The organism is Caballeronia terrestris (genome assembly GCF_001544515.1).
Lineage (GTDB): Bacteria > Pseudomonadota > Gammaproteobacteria > Burkholderiales > Burkholderiaceae > Caballeronia > Caballeronia terrestris.
In genome coordinates this window covers 241,139-254,880 of the sequence record NZ_FCOL02000001.1, presented here as the reverse complement: position 1 = coordinate 254,880, position 13,742 = coordinate 241,139, and the positions used below count along the sequence as shown (strand labels likewise).

Below are 13,742 nucleotides of genomic sequence, written 5' to 3'. Positions count from 1 at the left end.
TCATCCCACGCGAATCAGCTCAAGCTGCTGCAGCGCGGTAACGCCGTCGTCGAGACCGATCTCCTCGACGATCCTGCCGTCCTTCAGCCGCAGCACCGTCGTTCCGGTGAAGTGCATCTTGCGCCCTGTCGCCGCTGGCAGCGATCCGACTTTGAAGTCGCCGAAAGCAGGGCCCGTATGCGTGCCGCCGCCTTCCCACCGGCCGACGACGTAGTCTCCTTCCGCGATGAGTTCGGCCGCGCCCCAGAATTCAAGATCGGGAAAGGCTTCGCGAAAACCGCGCATGAACGCCTTGATGTCGTCGCGGCCGCGGCGCGGTTCGTGCAGCGAGTATTGCAGGAGCATGTCGGACGCGGCGAGCTTGTCGACGATGTCGAGATTGCAAGTCTTGCCCCAAAAATCAGTGAACCAGCGGCCTACGATTGCCTTGTTGTCGTCTTCCTTGGACATGGTGATTTCCTCGAATGGCTGTGTCGGAAAGAGAAGCCGGTTGCTTCTCTCAGCCTCGAAGATATCGACGCGATGCGCTGCCGACGCCCCGATTCTTGCGGGGAAATACATATTGATCAGGCAGCAAGAAACGGAGTGTTCGAGGCGGTGTGGAGCGGTAAGCTGTTTCTTTGCCTTCGCCATAGGGTTGATAGCCATGCGTGTAGTGCTCTGCGCTGTGTTGGTCGCCATGACGGGATCATCGATGGCGGTGGCGACACAGCAGGAAAGCGCCGCATCGGATGCCGAATCGCAAGCGCCGAAGACGCTCAAGGAGCGCCTGGGCGACAAGGCAAGCGACGACCAGCGCGTCGACAATTGCAAGGTGCCGGCGGAGCGTCGCGGTTCCAAATCGCGGCCGGACGAGTGCGTGCGTTAGCTAGTGGCCCGTCGTCGCGCGCGCAAACCGTACATGGTTCGGCCGAAGCGTTTCTTCGACAATCGTTCACTGCGCACTCGAGCCGCGTTTCAAGGCTCGTCATCGAAACGATTGGACACTTCCATGACCGCGTTCTTCACCGCGAACCTTCTGTTCGCGTGGTCGGCTTACTTCGTCGGAACGGCCAGTCCGGGGCCGAGCAACCTTGCGATCATGTCGATCGCGGCGACCTCCGGCCGCAAGGCGGCGCTGACGTTCGCCGCTGGCGTCGTCTCGGGATCGTTTTTCTGGGCGACGCTCGCGACGCTTGGATTGTCGGCGACGCTCCTCGCGTGGTCGGGGTTTCTCGTCGGAGTGAAGGTTTTCGGGGGCGTCTATTTGTTGTGGCTCGCGTTCAAGTCGGGAAAGTCGGCGCTGACGGCGAGGCCTGTCGCCAGCACGTCACCCGCGAGCGAACAGTCCCTGCGACGGCTCTACACGCGCGGCGCCCTTTTGCATCTGACGAATCCGAAGGCCATCCTCGTGTGGATATCGGTTGTCGCGCTGGCGTCGCCGGCTCAGGCGAGCCATTCGCATATGGCGGCTGTCGTCGGCGGGTGCTTGTGTATCGGCGTGACGGTGTTCGGGGGCTACGCAGCGCTGTTTTCGACTGCGGCGGCGCGGCGGGGGTATGTCGCGGTTCGCAGATGGCTGGATGGGTGTCTGGCGATAGTGTTCGGGGTGGCTGGGATTCGGTTGTTGGCTTCCCATCAGTGATACAGACTGCCACCTGCAACAGCATGTATTTATTACATTGACACCGCGACGCGGAGACTGAACAGCCGGCCTCGCACCACCTCCCCGCCGCCCATCCCTAAATTCAGGCAAAATTCAGGGTTTAGCGCCGGACTTCGGTCCTGCCGCCGCCCGCGGCCCCATCCCGCCTTCAACCCTGAGACCTGCGATGAGTACCCAGCAACCGACGATCATCTACACCCTCACCGACGAAGCTCCGCTGCTCGCGACCAGCGCCTTCCTGCCGATCATCCGCACGTTCACCGCGCCGGCCGGGATCAACGTCGAGACGAGCGACATCTCGGTGGCAGGCCGCATTCTCGGCGAATTCCCTGAGTTCCTGACCGAAGCGCAGCGCGTGCCCGACAACCTCAAGGAACTCGGCCGCCTGACGCTCCTGCCCGACACCAACATCATCAAGCTGCCCAACATCAGCGCTTCCGTGCACCAGTTGATCGGAGCGATCAAGGAACTGCAGAACAAGGGCTACAAGATCCCGGATTTCCCCGAGGAGCCCAAGACCGACGCCGAAAAGGCCATCCGCCAGCGCTATTCGAAGTGCCTCGGCAGCGCGGTGAACCCGGTGCTGCGCGAAGGCAATTCGGACCGCCGCGCGCCCGGCGCCGTCAAGAACTACGCGCGCAAGAACCCGCACAGCATGGGCGAGTGGAGCATGGCGTCGCGCACGCACGTCGCGCACATGAAGCATGGCGACTTCTATCACGGCGAAAAGTCGATGACGCTCGACCGCGCCCGCGACGTGAAAATGGAACTCGTCACGAAGAGCGGCAAGACGATCGTGCTGAAGCCGAAGGTCGCGCTGCAGGAAGGCGAGATCATCGACAGCATGTTCATGAGCAAGAAAGCCCTCTGCGACTTCTACGAAGAGCAGATGGAAGATGCGCGCAAGACCGACGTGATGCTCTCGCTGCACGTCAAGGCGACGATGATGAAGGTTTCGCACCCGATCGTCTTCGGCCACGCGGTGAAGATCTTCTACAAGGACGCGTTCGACAAGCACGGCAAGCTCTTCGAAGAGCTCGGCGTGAACGTGAACAACGGTCTCGTCAATCTGTACGACAAGCTCGAAACGCTGCCGAGCTCGAAGCGCGAGGAAATCATCCGCGACCTGCACGCGTGCCATGAGCATCGTCCGGAGCTCGCGATGGTCGATTCGGCGAAGGGCATCTCGAACCTGCACGCGCCGAACGACGTGATCGTCGATGCATCGATGCCGGCGATGATCCGCATCGGCGGCAAGATGTGGGGCGCCGACGGCCGTCCGAAGGACACGAAGGCTGTGATTCCGGAGAGCACGTTCGCGCGCATCTATCAGGAAGTGATCAACTTCTGCAAGACCAACGGCAATTTCGATCCGGCCACGATGGGCACGGTGCCGAACGTCGGCCTGATGGCGCAGCAGGCCGAGGAGTACGGCTCGCACGACAAGACGTTCGAAGTGGCGGAAACGGGCGAGGCGCGCATTGTCGATCTCGCGACCGGTGAAGTGCTGCTCGTGCAGAATGTGGAGGAAGGCGACATCTGGCGCATGTGCCAGGTGAAGGACGCGCCGATCCGCGACTGGGTGAAGCTCGCCGTCACGCGCGCGCGCAACTCGGGCATGCCGGCGCTCTTCTGGCTCGACCCGTATCGTCCGCACGAAGCCGAACTGATCAAAAAGGTTGAAACTTACCTGAAGGATCACGACACGAGCGGCCTCGACATCCAGATCATGTCGCAGGTGCGCGCGATGCGTTACACGCTCGAGCGTGTAATCCGCGGCCTCGACACGATTTCGGTGACCGGCAACATCCTGCGCGACTACCTGACCGACCTGTTCCCGATCATGGAACTCGGCACGAGCGCGAAGATGCTCTCCATCGTTCCGCTGATGGCGGGCGGCGGCATGTACGAAACCGGTGCGGGCGGCTCGGCTCCGAAGCATGTGAAGCAACTGGTCGAGGAAAACCATCTGCGCTGGGATTCGCTCGGCGAGTTCCTGGCGCTGGCGGTGTCGCTGGAAGACCTCGGCATCAAGACCGGCAACGCGAAGGCCAAGATTCTTGCGAAGACACTGGATGCCGCGACCGGCAAGCTGCTCGAGAACAACAAGAATCCGTCGCCGAAGACCGGCCAGCTCGATAACCGCGGCAGCCAGTTCTATCTCGCGATGTACTGGGCGCAGGAACTCGCCGCGCAAACCGACGACGCTGCACTCGCCGCGCAATTCGCGCCGCTCGCGAAGCAGTTGACCGCAAACGAGCAGGCGATCGTCGCGGAACTGGCGGAAGTGCAGGGCAAGGAAGCGGACATCGGCGGCTACTACAAACCGGACTTCGACAAGCTCGCCACCGTGATGCGTCCGAGCAAGACGCTGAACGAGGCGCTGGATTCGGTCCAGCGTTAAGCTTTTCTTGAGCTAGGGACGCGCTGTGCAACGCAGCGCGTCCGTTATTTTTTATAACGCAGCCACACCGCGTCATGCCCGGCCTTCTCGACCGATTCGAGCTTGAGATAGGCCGGCGCTTTCCACTTCTCCATCGGAACCTCGAACGACGACGGATGTTCGTCGCGTGAATCGACGAGCGGCAGAATCAGCACGCTCACTTCATCGACGAGTCCCGCGTTGACGAACGCGCCGCTAACATGCGAGCCGCCTTCGACGATCAGCTTCTTCACGCCCAGCTCGCGCGCGAGCGTATCGACTACAACTGCCAGATCGAGATCCTTCTTGCCACCAAACAGGTACGACACGCCGATCGATTGCAGATACGCGAGGAAATCGTCGGGGACGTCCTCACTGAGCACTTCGATCACATGCGATTTCAGCGCCGTGTTGCTCTTCCACGCGACACGTCCTTGCGGATCGATCGAGATCGCATACTGCGAGGCGTCGCGTTCGACGAAGTAATCCGTGCGCGGGACCGGCGATTTCGCAAGCCCCCTCGGGTAATCCTTGCCATGCGAGATTTCCTGCATCGTCACCCGGCCGCAAATCCAGCCATCGGCTTCGAAAGTGGCGGCGGTGCTTTCGTAGAGATCGCTGGCGTAGTCGAGATTCCAGCCGCCGGTGAGGCTGCGGCCGTCGATTGACGACATCATGTGCGCGACGATGTAAGGCTTCATCATGGTGTGCTCCCTGCTGAAAAGACCAATCCAGCAGCAAGACGCATACCCCGCATCAGCACCAGACTACGCGGTCATACCCCACGGTGCGCCGAAAAACGTGACGCTCGCCCCAAGTCGTGTACTCCATATACGCGCACTCCAGCACTACGATCCAATTCCGCAGCATCATCGACGTTCTCCTCGTGCGTGCCGGATTTCGACACAAACCCAGTCTACGAAACCAGCAAGGGAGACCATTGAGCGAACAAGCGCCTCAGTCGGGTTCAGTTCGACGCACGAGAGGGGACGGGCGGCACGTTGGCCGCCTCAAGAGGGAGAAATTACGGGAGTTCCGACCGAAGCCGGAGGATCGTCACACGGACGGTCCCTTGAAGTCGCTGCTTTCCAGTTCGACGGACTGTCCGCCGTTGTGTTCCAGCACGCGCTTGGCCGCTTCCTCGATGCGCATGCGGCTGCCTTCGAATGTGCTCAGGAGCGCGTGAGAGGACGTGCCTTCGTTGCCGAAGTGATCGTTGAGCGCATCGAGCGACACGCTGCACCAAACCTCGCGACCTTCGACATTGGCCTCGAACGCGACGCGCGAAGCGGCTACGACGTGACGTCGGCCGCTGAATGCAATGGTCATGTTTGCTCTCCTTGGTTGAGTCGCAAGGGGGTCGACAGCATGGGACGTGCCAGCGTCGACACGCTCGCGGCTCTCAGGTACAGGCACGGACGCGAGGGGCGTCTTTACCGATTATAGGAGTCGGAGAGGGTTTGCACTGAAGGGGACGCATCGCAGGCGCGTTTTACGCCTGTGCGCTTCAAGGCGGTGGCGGAGGCGTGAGAGCCTCCGCCGCGGGGCTTTACGAAAGGCTGGTCGCGAACGCATGCGGCAACGATGCGCGCCTCGTTAGCGTCGACACTCCCGCATCGTGGCTTTCACCTCGCACGTACGTCTGCAACTGATCGATCGCGAATTGCTGTTCGTCGATGAGGTTCTTCACCAGATCCCCGATCGATACCATCCCAGCCAGTTGCCCGCCGTCGATCACCGGCAGATGCCGGATGCGATGAGCGTTCATCAGCGCCATGCATTCATCGGTGCTCTGTCCGGGGCGCACATAACGCAGCGCGCGCGACATGATGTCGGCCACTGCCGTGTTCCTCGACGACCTTTCCAGCAGCACCACTTTCCTCGCATAGTCGCGCTCCGTCACGATGCCGCGAACCGCCGCACCCTCGGTTACCACCAGCGCGCCGATACCATGCCGCGACATCACTTCGATCGCCTCGTAGACGCTCGCCGCCACGTCGATCGTATGGACCGATACATCGGTCTTCGCATTCAACAGTTGCCTGACAGTTGCCATCTTCTGAGCTCCGTATTAAAGATCAACTTCAAAATTTCGCTTCGCTGTTTACCCTTAGCCGAAGTCGAACAGTTCATTGAGCAACGATTTCTTCTTCTTGTACGGCTGATGCCGCTGGTCGCGATGGCTCTTGTAGTCGTCATCGCGCGTGCCCCAGTCGGCGCGGCGCTCGCGCTCGCCGTATTGCGTGTGTTCGAAGCGTTCGCGTGGCACTTGCTTCTGGCTCTGTGCAACGGCGTTTTCCTCGATGCGCGCGAGCAGCTTGTCGAGTTCCCCGCGATCGAGCCAGATTCCGCGGCACGTCCCGCAGTAGTCGATTTCGATGCCTTCCCGCTCGCTCATTAGAAGATCCGGGGTCTTGCAGACAGGACATTTCATCTCGGTCATTTCCTTCAATTTGCTTACGACAGTCACCAATGTATCGAAGATGCGTGTGATATAAAACTCGTATTTACGATCTATTTCATTCGGGAAAACCGAAGGATGGTTTACACGCACGGAGGCCGTCTTGAACTTCAAGCATCTGTACTACTTCTGGGTGTCGGCGCGCGCGGGGAGTCTGGCCCGCGCCGGATCGCAACTGCACATCACGCCGCAGACGCTGAGCGGGCAGATCAAGCTGCTGGAAGACGCGCTCGACAAAAAGCTGTTCCGCAAGAGCGGGCGCAATCTCGAAGTAACGGACGCGGGCCGGCTCGTGCTCGACTATGCTGATGAAATCTTCGCGCTCGGCGCGGAACTGGAAAGCGCGGTGAAGCGCGACCAGGCGCTTACGCAGACGCAGTTGCGCGTGGGTCTCGCCGATTCCGTGCCGAAAGCTGTCGCGTATCGTCTGCTCGAACCGGCGCTGAACCGCTCGGAATCGCTACGGCTGATTTGCCACGAAGGCAACCTGCACGCGCTGCTCGCGCAACTGGCCGTGCATCGGCTGGACATGATCATCGCGGATGCGCCGATTCCATCCGGTGTCAACGTGAAGGCGTTCAACCATCTGCTCGGCCGTTCGACGCTCAGTTGTTACGCGCCGAAGTCGCTCGTCAAGCGTGCCGAGCGCGACTTTCCTGCATCACTCGAAGACATGCCGGTGCTGTTGCCCGGCACCGAATCAGCCGTGCGGCGCAAGCTCGATTACTGGCTGAAGTCGCAGGGGGTGGCGCCGCGCATCGTCGGCGAATTCGACGATGCGGCGCTCGCGATCGCGTTCGGCCGCGAAGGCCGCGGCGTGCTGTTTGCGCCGACGGTGCTCGCGGCGCAGTTGAAAAACGAACATGCGTTGAGCGCGGTCGGCCATATCGATACGATCGTCGAGGAGTTCTTCTCCATTTCGATCGAGCGGCGCGTCAGCCATCCGGCGATCGCGTCGATACTGAGCGCGGCGCGCAGCGAACTCTTCGGCGCCTGAACTACGCCTTCGGCACGCGGCCCATCAGATAGAACTCGTCGTTGGGCCGCATCGAAATGACGTTCGCCATGCGGTTCGACAGTCCGAAGAACGCGGTGATCGCGGCGATGTCCCACGCGTCTTCATCGGAGAAACCGTGCCCGCGCAAGGTCGCGAAGTCCGCATCATCGACGCTGCCCGACGCGCGGCACACCTTAAGCGCGAAATCGAGCATGGCTTTCTGGCGCGGCGTGATGTCGGCTTTGCGATGATTGACGGCGACCTGATCCGCAACGAGCGGATTCTTTTCGTAGATGCGCAGGATCGCACCATGCGCGACGACGCAATACAGGCAATCGTTCACCGCGCTCGTCGCAACGACGATCATCTCGCGCTCGCCCTTGGTGAGGCCGCCTTCCTTCAACATCAGCGCGTCGTGATACGCGAAGAACGCGCGGAATTCGTCGGGGCGATGCGCGAGCGTGAGAAACACGTTCGGCACGAAACCGGCCTTATCCTGCACTTCGACGATGCGTGCACGAATGTCGTCCGGCCATGCATCGGGATCGGGCACAGGGTAGCGGCTGATCTTCATCGGGTATGTCCCTCTTCAAAGGCATGCAGGAGTCGCGAGACGATTGTAGCGGCTGGCTGTGCAGCTATCGTCCAGTGTTCGCGCGCCTCACGTTTTCCCTTAGAAGGGCGGTCGCGGTATGACGGTTGCTGTACCGCAGCATTCCTACTTCACGAACCATCACACGCGCATGGAACCGAACGAACGCACACCTCGGGAAACAATCTGGCGCATTCCCCCAATGCCGGCGCCAGTGGAAGAAAGGCGCGTCCTCATCGCCGATGACGATATCGACGCCACGCGCGCGACCGTGCTTTTACTGGAGGATGCGGGGTTTGTCGTACGCACTGCGCATACCGGGCTGGATGCGGTTGGCGTGGCGCGCAAGTGGCGGCCGTTCACGCTGCTGCTCGACCTGACGATGCCGCTCGGCGACGGCTGGGAGGCTGCCGAGGTGATCCGCGCGGCGCATCCGTCGATGATGTTGATGGCGCACACGAGTTCGACCGATTACGCCGACTGGAAGCGCTCGCAGGTCACCGGGTTTGACGCGTACTTTGTAAAACCGGCCGAGCCTGCGCGCATCATCGAGGTGCTGGATCAATACTTCCTGCAACAGTCGCAGGAATGATCAGCGTCCCAGTTCCTTCAAGTAAGCCTGGCGTGCCGCCGTGCCCGTGTTCGCGAAATCGGTGAACACGCCGTCGACGCCGAGGCGGAAGAACTTTAGGTATTCCGCGTTCGGATCGCCGTTGTAGTCCGCTGCCAGATACTTCTTCTCGTTGCGGAACGTGAAGACGTGCACGAAGAGACCCGCCTTGTGCGCATCGGCGATAACGCTCGTCGCGGGCTGCGTCGTCGCGGCCGAGGTCGAGACGCTAGCGCTCGATGCCGGATACGGCGTGATCGTGAGCGGCACGATCTGCGGCTTCCACGGACCGATGCCGTCCGCGTACGTCTTGATGTCGGCGAGGCCGGCGGGCGTCAGCATCGCGTCAAACCAGCGCGGATCGCCGGCGACGGTCCAGTCGAACGGGCGGCTGTCGGTGATCTCGTTGTAGATCACGTTGCCGGTGTGGTAATCGACATCGTAGCCATCGATCAGTTGCACCACCTTCGTCTTGAGGCCGTGGCTGCGCATGTACTTGAGGCTGCCCGGCTCGAAGCTCTGCACGTAGACGGCGGAATCGTGCGTGTTCAGGCTGTTGCCGTCGAGGATGCGGATCAGCGCATCTTCCAGCGGGTGGCTGCCCGCCGCACCGCAGCCGTTCGCGATAGCCTGCGCGTTGTTCCAGGTCGGATTCTTCGTCTCCGGATACACGGCGATCGCGCGGCCGCTCGACTGACTCTTCGACTTCGCGATGTCGATGATCTGCTGGAACGTCATCACCGGCGACTTGCCGTTGAACTCGGTCGGGCGTTCGCTCGCGGCATCGTAGGTCGTGCCGCCGATCAGCGTCGTGAGTTCCTGCGCGGTGAAGTCGGTGATCGACCAGTCGTTCGTGTGATCCTCGCCATCCACGATCAACGACTTCAGCACGGACTTCGGATTCTGCGGATCGGTCAGGTCGGTGAGGTATTGCGACGGACCGCTCGTCGGCGTGGTCGGCCACGTCACGTTGACCATCACGCCGGGAACGGTGCGCTTTCTCGCGGCCACCGATGCGTTCGTCTTCGCGACATCCGCGATATTCGTGTTGTCCGACAGCCAGGGATTGTGACGCGCGACGAGTACGCAATCCTTCGAGAGGTGCAGGTCTTCTTCGAGGGCGTCCGCGCCGTTGTCCGCGGCGAGTTCATAGGATGGCTGGGTTTCCTCGGGACGCAGCCCCGGAAGCCCGCGATGGCCGATCACGAGCGGCGCGTTGCCGTCGAGCGTGGAAAAAGCGGTGGGTGCCGGCGTGGCTGCCGGCGTGCTGTTGTCGTTGTTGCCGTTGCAGGCAGTGAGTGCCGCGAACGCGGCAAGTGCGACGGCGGTTTTGGCAGGGATCATCGCGTTTTCCATTGGCTCGTTTTTAGCGTCGCCGATTATGGCGCGCCGACGATGACCGCCGTATGACTCGCCGCTTCAGCGCTTGGACGACGACCTTGCCTTCGACGTCGTAGCCTCGGCGATATCGGTCACCTGTTCGCCTGTTTCGGCTGCCTTGCTCGCCAGTTCGCCGCTTGCATCGAGGATGACGCTCGCGCTGTCGGCGGTCGATTCGGCCATCTGGTTTGTCACGGTCTTTGTCGCGTCGGAAAGGATCGAGCCTTGTGTTTCCGTTGCCGATTGCACTTCTTGAGCGGTTTGTTCGACCGCGCCCTTGATCTCGATGCCGTTGCGTTCGTACTGGCTGCGAGCTTCCTCGATGATGTCGGCTTCCGTTGAAGTGATGATCGACATGAAGTGCTTGCTGTATGACGCCGCCTTCTCGGGCAACTGCGCGAGCATGATCGATTGCCAGCCGAGCACGTCACCGGCGCTCGCCTGTTCGCCCGCACGCAGCAGCGAATTGCTCTCCTCGATGACGGTCTTCACCGTCTGGATGTTCAGTTCCGTCAGTTGCTGGATGCCGCTGGCGAAGCGGCCGGAGACGTTGAGGAACGCCGCGAAATTCGCCCGGGCTATCGATGAGAAAGGTTGAGTGGAGTAAGGAAACATTGACCGCTCCTGTGAAGGTCGAGCTTGACGCTCGGTAATGACGGAATCGAAAACTCTTCGATGCCGCCGCCCGTTCAGACGGCGGCATCGCGTCCGAGTTCCGGACGATCGCTTGTTATGGAGTGAACCGGATCAAGCCTGTCCCGACCCCAGATCGGCGCCGGTCTTCGGGTCCGAAGTGGCATCGGAGGCCGTGCGCGCGGCCATTGCCTTCAGCACGTCGATGTCTTCCGCCGATACGCCGACCGTCGCGAGGCCATCGCCGCCATCGACTGCCGGCTGCGGGTCCTCGATGAACTTCCAGTCCGCCCCGTCATTCCACGGCCCGCGCGCATCGTTGCCCGACGACATGTTGTAGTACACGTTCGTGAACTCGGGCACGCCCGGCAGCTTGCCTTGCGGAAAGTTCGGCTGTATCGAATGCAGCGCCTTCTCGAACGACTTCTGGTGCGCGATTTCACGCGTCATCAGGAAGCCCAGCGCTTCCTTGATGCCGGGATCGTCGGTCACGTTGATGAGCCGCTCGTAGACGATCTTTGCGCGCGCTTCGGCTGCGATGTTCGAACGCAGGTCGGCGGTCGGCTCGCCGATGGTGTCGATGTAGGCCGCCGTCCACGGCACACCGGCCGAGTTCGTGAGCGCCGGGCCGCCGCCGTAAAGCAGCGCGGTGGTGTGCGAATCGTTGCCGCCGCCGGTCAGTGAGCGATACAACTCGGCTTCGCTCTCCACCGCTTCTGAGAGTTGCCCCTTTGCGCCCTTGTTCAGCATCGCGACGATCGAGCCGATGATTTCCAGGTGGCTCAATTCTTCGGTGGCGATATCGAACAGCAGGTCCTTGCGGCCCGGATCGTCTTCACCGACAGCCTGTGTGAAATAACGGCACGCAGCGGCGAGCTCGCCTTGCGGGCCGCCGAACTGTTCGAGCAAAAGATTCGCGAGGCCCGGATTCGGCGCGGCGACGCGGACGGTGTATTGCAAACGTTTATTGTGGACAAACATGTTGTGGCTCCAGAGTCATGCGGCGCGTCTTGCCGAATTACCGGGGACGGTCGCGGATTTCGTCACGATAGTGGGGACGTAATCCCGAATCGGGGCGGATAGCGCATAAGTGCCGATCGCCGCGTTCCATGTCGGGCCTCAGAGTGGTGCATCGCTCTGGCTGGCGCGCGGCTCGAGTCAACCGCGCAGAAATAAAACTCGCGAGGCTGCTTCAGCATGTGGCGTTCCCGACGTAGCGCGGTTTTCCTAGTGGTGAACTCTTTGCCGATGAGATGGACGGCGGAGGAAAGATCGTCCGATAGTTGCGGTGCTAACTATTGCGCAGAAATGCTTCCTTCATGCAGCGCCGATGCGATGAGCCATGCGTCGGCGCCTGCTTCGGCGGCGGCGCTGAGGTCGGCGACATTGCGCACGCCGCCTGCGCCTACGATCGTTCGATCGTTTCCCGCACGTCGGCGGATATCGGCGACGGTCGCGAGATCGGGGCCGCCGAACGATCCGACGCGATCCAGCGACATGACGATCACGCGCGATGGCCAGTGCGTGGCGTCGTGCCAGAGCGTGGCGTCGCCGAGCGGCATGGCGTGTCGTTGGTCAAGCGAGAGAACGGCGTCGTGAGGTAAATAGCTGGCTGTGTCCGCGCGCAACGTCTCGCTGCCGAACACAGGCGTGACGTTGTCGGGCAGTTGCGTGATCAGCGCGAGCGCGCTGGCGGGGTCGGTGAATCCGGCGTCGAGCCACAGTTCGACGCCAGGCAACTCGCGGGCAAGAAGCGCAACTGCCCCCGCCTGCGGCGTGCCGCGCATGATGCCATCAAGGTCGGCAACATAGAGAACCGACGCCGCGCAACAATCGACGAGCGCTCGCGCGACGACTACCGGATCGCTACCGCTGCACAGTCGCGATGCGACAGGTCGATAGCGGCTGCGCTCGCCGCGCACGGCGTGCACCGCGACGCCATCGAGCAGATCGACGACCGGGATGACGCGCACTTGCACGTCAGCCGCGCACGACCGCCGCGCCCCGCTCGACGAACGCGCGCAGCAGATGATGCGCGATTGCGAACGGCTTCGGCGCCGAGAGGCCGTCGGGGTGCGTGCCGTCCAGCATCGACGCGACTTCGGCGCGCGAGAACCAGCGCGCGTCCTCGAGCTCGGTCGTATCGATGACGATATCGGTATCGTCGGCGCGCGCGAAGCAGCCGATCATCAGCGACGACGGGAACGGCCACGGCTGCGTTGCGAAGTAGGTGACGGCCGAGCAGTGCACGCCGGCTTCCTCCAGCACTTCGCGGCTCACGGCGTCCTCGGCGGTTTCGCCCGGTTCGACGAAGCCCGCGAGCGCCGAGTACATGCCGGGCGCAAACTGGCGCTGGCGGCCGAGTAGACACCGCTCGCCATCGATGGCGACCATGATCACGACCGGATCGACGCGCGGAAAGTGCTGCGCGCCGCACGCGTCGCACAGGCGGCGCCAGCCGGCGGTCGCGACGCGGCTTTTTTCGCCGCAGTTCGCGCAGAAGCGATGGCGGCGATGCCAGTCGAGCATCGCTTTCGCCTGGCCGAGCGCGCCGAGCAGCGCGGGTTCGACGAGGCCGCGCAATGCGATCGAACGCAAGTCGATGGGTTCCAATGGCGTGGCGGACGCGGACGCGGACGCTTCCGCTGCGCTTTTTTCGAAACCGTAAGCGAAGAGCGTGCGGCCGTCGGCATCGCCGAGGAAGATCGATTGAAGCGGTTCGCCGAATTGCGCGGCTTCGTTGGCGGTGAAGAGCACGTCGCCCGATTTCAGCACGGGCACGTCGCCGGTGAAGACGAGAAAACGCGTCGATGGATCGTGACGCAGGCGGTCGATGAAAGCTTCGTCGTCGCGTTGCTGCGAGCGGCGATCGAGCGGATTGAAAGCAAAGCCGAGGGCGGTGGACGGATCAGACAGGGACATGGGAGTATTTTTCGGTACGATCGCGCAGGTTGCAACTTACCATGACATGTCCGATGACGCGGGCAGAGAGATCAGGAGCC

16 protein-coding genes are annotated in these 13,742 nt (G+C 62.1%); 5 read left to right on the top strand and 11 right to left on the bottom strand.

Features of this window, described 5'->3' with window-relative positions; all coding sequences use genetic code 11:
- On the bottom strand, positions 1 to 450 hold the full coding sequence (locus AWB67_RS01200) for an ester cyclase (RefSeq protein ID WP_087654533.1): 450 nt from the start codon (positions 448 to 450) through the stop codon (positions 1 to 3).
- A 244-nt stretch (positions 451 to 694) separates the two neighbouring features.
- Here AWB67_RS01200 and AWB67_RS01195 point away from each other — a divergent pair, with 244 nt between their 5' ends.
- The 3 genes from AWB67_RS01195 to AWB67_RS01185 all read left to right on the top strand — a co-directional run bounded on the left by AWB67_RS01195 (position 695) and on the right by AWB67_RS01185 (position 4,049).
- Positions 695 to 868 carry a hypothetical protein gene (locus AWB67_RS01195; protein WP_235024994.1) on the top strand — a complete coding sequence of 58 codons (174 nt, stop codon included), beginning with the start codon at positions 695 to 697 and terminating at the stop codon, positions 866 to 868.
- A 123-nt stretch (positions 869 to 991) separates the two neighbouring features.
- Positions 992 to 1,624 carry a LysE family translocator gene (locus AWB67_RS01190; protein ID WP_087654390.1) on the top strand — a complete coding sequence of 211 codons (633 nt, stop codon included), beginning with the start codon at positions 992 to 994 and terminating at the stop codon, positions 1,622 to 1,624.
- 187 nt (positions 1,625 to 1,811) lie between these two features.
- Positions 1,812 to 4,049 carry an NADP-dependent isocitrate dehydrogenase gene (locus tag AWB67_RS01185; protein WP_087654389.1) on the top strand — a complete coding sequence of 746 codons (2,238 nt, stop codon included), beginning with the start codon at positions 1,812 to 1,814 and terminating at the stop codon, positions 4,047 to 4,049.
- A 44-nt stretch (positions 4,050 to 4,093) separates the two neighbouring features.
- Here AWB67_RS01185 and AWB67_RS01180 read toward each other — a convergent pair whose 3' ends face one another.
- The 4 genes from AWB67_RS01180 to AWB67_RS01165 all read right to left on the bottom strand — a co-directional run bounded on the left by AWB67_RS01180 (position 4,094) and on the right by AWB67_RS01165 (position 6,501).
- Positions 4,094 to 4,768, bottom strand: coding sequence for a dihydrofolate reductase family protein (locus AWB67_RS01180; RefSeq protein WP_087654532.1), 675 nt, complete (start codon positions 4,766 to 4,768; stop codon positions 4,094 to 4,096).
- Between the two features lie 355 nt (positions 4,769 to 5,123).
- Complete coding sequence (locus AWB67_RS01175; protein WP_087654388.1) at positions 5,124 to 5,396, bottom strand: DUF1488 family protein; 273 nt, start codon at positions 5,394 to 5,396, stop codon at positions 5,124 to 5,126.
- Positions 5,397 to 5,616: 220 nt separating this feature from the next.
- Positions 5,617 to 6,123, bottom strand: coding sequence for a CBS domain-containing protein (locus tag AWB67_RS01170; protein WP_087654387.1), 507 nt, complete (start codon positions 6,121 to 6,123; stop codon positions 5,617 to 5,619).
- Positions 6,124 to 6,177: 54 nt separating this feature from the next.
- The gene (locus AWB67_RS01165; RefSeq protein ID WP_087654531.1) at positions 6,178 to 6,501 is read right to left on the bottom strand and encodes a TFIIB-type zinc ribbon-containing protein; all 324 of its coding nucleotides are present in this window, start codon (positions 6,499 to 6,501) and stop codon (positions 6,178 to 6,180) included.
- Between the two features lie 130 nt (positions 6,502 to 6,631).
- On the opposite strand from AWB67_RS01165, the gene nhaR reads away from it, so the two are divergent.
- Positions 6,632 to 7,525 carry a transcriptional activator NhaR gene (nhaR, locus tag AWB67_RS01160; protein ID WP_087654386.1) on the top strand — a complete coding sequence of 298 codons (894 nt, stop codon included), beginning with the start codon at positions 6,632 to 6,634 and terminating at the stop codon, positions 7,523 to 7,525.
- Position 7,526: 1 nt separating this feature from the next.
- Here the strand turns inward: nhaR and AWB67_RS01155 are convergent, their stop codons facing one another.
- The gene (locus tag AWB67_RS01155; RefSeq protein ID WP_087654385.1) at positions 7,527 to 8,099 is read right to left on the bottom strand and encodes a peroxidase-related enzyme; all 573 of its coding nucleotides are present in this window, start codon (positions 8,097 to 8,099) and stop codon (positions 7,527 to 7,529) included.
- Positions 8,100 to 8,217: 118 nt separating this feature from the next.
- Between AWB67_RS01155 and AWB67_RS01150 the strand changes: the two genes are divergently transcribed.
- Complete coding sequence (locus tag AWB67_RS01150; RefSeq protein WP_235024993.1) at positions 8,218 to 8,709, top strand: response regulator; 492 nt, start codon at positions 8,218 to 8,220, stop codon at positions 8,707 to 8,709.
- On the opposite strand, the gene AWB67_RS01145 is transcribed toward AWB67_RS01150, so the two are convergent.
- The 5 genes from AWB67_RS01145 to nudC form a co-directional block, all read right to left on the bottom strand.
- Positions 8,710 to 10,071, bottom strand: coding sequence for a glycerophosphodiester phosphodiesterase family protein (locus tag AWB67_RS01145; protein WP_087654529.1), 1,362 nt, complete (start codon positions 10,069 to 10,071; stop codon positions 8,710 to 8,712).
- 75 nt (positions 10,072 to 10,146) lie between these two features.
- Positions 10,147 to 10,722: a phasin family protein gene (locus AWB67_RS01140; protein ID WP_087654384.1), complete on the bottom strand. Its 576-nt coding sequence runs from the start codon at positions 10,720 to 10,722 to the stop codon at positions 10,147 to 10,149.
- 132 nt (positions 10,723 to 10,854) lie between these two features.
- On the bottom strand, positions 10,855 to 11,721 hold the full coding sequence (locus tag AWB67_RS01135; protein WP_087654383.1) for a manganese catalase family protein: 867 nt from the start codon (positions 11,719 to 11,721) through the stop codon (positions 10,855 to 10,857).
- Between the two features lie 314 nt (positions 11,722 to 12,035).
- Entirely contained in the window at positions 12,036 to 12,719 is a 684-nt protein-coding gene (locus AWB67_RS01130) for a HisA/HisF-related TIM barrel protein (protein WP_327365089.1), read from the bottom strand.
- 1 nt (position 12,720) lies between these two features.
- A complete protein-coding gene (gene nudC, locus AWB67_RS01125) occupies positions 12,721 to 13,662 on the bottom strand; it encodes an NAD(+) diphosphatase (RefSeq protein ID WP_087654382.1) in 942 nt (313 codons plus the stop codon).
- Positions 13,663 to 13,742: the final 80 nt, after the last annotated feature.

What these genes read in the sequence shown, in the direction of transcription:
- AWB67_RS01195 (WP_235024994.1), top strand. Translation starts at nt 695, where the DNA reads ATGGCGGTGGCGACACAGCAGGAAAGCGCCGCATCGGATGCCGAATCG.
- nudC (WP_087654382.1), bottom strand. Translation starts at nt 13,662, where the DNA reads ATGTCCCTGTCTGATCCGTCCACCGCCCTCGGCTTTGCTTTCAATCCG.
- AWB67_RS01140 (WP_087654384.1), bottom strand. Translation starts at nt 10,722, where the DNA reads ATGTTTCCTTACTCCACTCAACCTTTCTCATCGATAGCCCGGGCGAAT.
- AWB67_RS01200 (WP_087654533.1), bottom strand. Translation starts at nt 450, where the DNA reads ATGTCCAAGGAAGACGACAACAAGGCAATCGTAGGCCGCTGGTTCACT.
- AWB67_RS01190 (WP_087654390.1), top strand. Translation starts at nt 992, where the DNA reads ATGACCGCGTTCTTCACCGCGAACCTTCTGTTCGCGTGGTCGGCTTAC.
- AWB67_RS01145 (WP_087654529.1), bottom strand. Translation starts at nt 10,071, where the DNA reads ATGATCCCTGCCAAAACCGCCGTCGCACTTGCCGCGTTCGCGGCACTC.
- AWB67_RS01170 (WP_087654387.1), bottom strand. Translation starts at nt 6,123, where the DNA reads ATGGCAACTGTCAGGCAACTGTTGAATGCGAAGACCGATGTATCGGTC.
- AWB67_RS01155 (WP_087654385.1), bottom strand. Translation starts at nt 8,099, where the DNA reads ATGAAGATCAGCCGCTACCCTGTGCCCGATCCCGATGCATGGCCGGAC.
- AWB67_RS01175 (WP_087654388.1), bottom strand. Translation starts at nt 5,396, where the DNA reads ATGACCATTGCATTCAGCGGCCGACGTCACGTCGTAGCCGCTTCGCGC.
- AWB67_RS01185 (WP_087654389.1), top strand. Translation starts at nt 1,812, where the DNA reads ATGAGTACCCAGCAACCGACGATCATCTACACCCTCACCGACGAAGCT.
- AWB67_RS01180 (WP_087654532.1), bottom strand. Translation starts at nt 4,768, where the DNA reads ATGAAGCCTTACATCGTCGCGCACATGATGTCGTCAATCGACGGCCGC.
- AWB67_RS01135 (WP_087654383.1), bottom strand. Translation starts at nt 11,721, where the DNA reads ATGTTTGTCCACAATAAACGTTTGCAATACACCGTCCGCGTCGCCGCG.
- AWB67_RS01150 (WP_235024993.1), top strand. Translation starts at nt 8,218, where the DNA reads ATGACGGTTGCTGTACCGCAGCATTCCTACTTCACGAACCATCACACG.
- AWB67_RS01165 (WP_087654531.1), bottom strand. Translation starts at nt 6,501, where the DNA reads ATGAAATGTCCTGTCTGCAAGACCCCGGATCTTCTAATGAGCGAGCGG.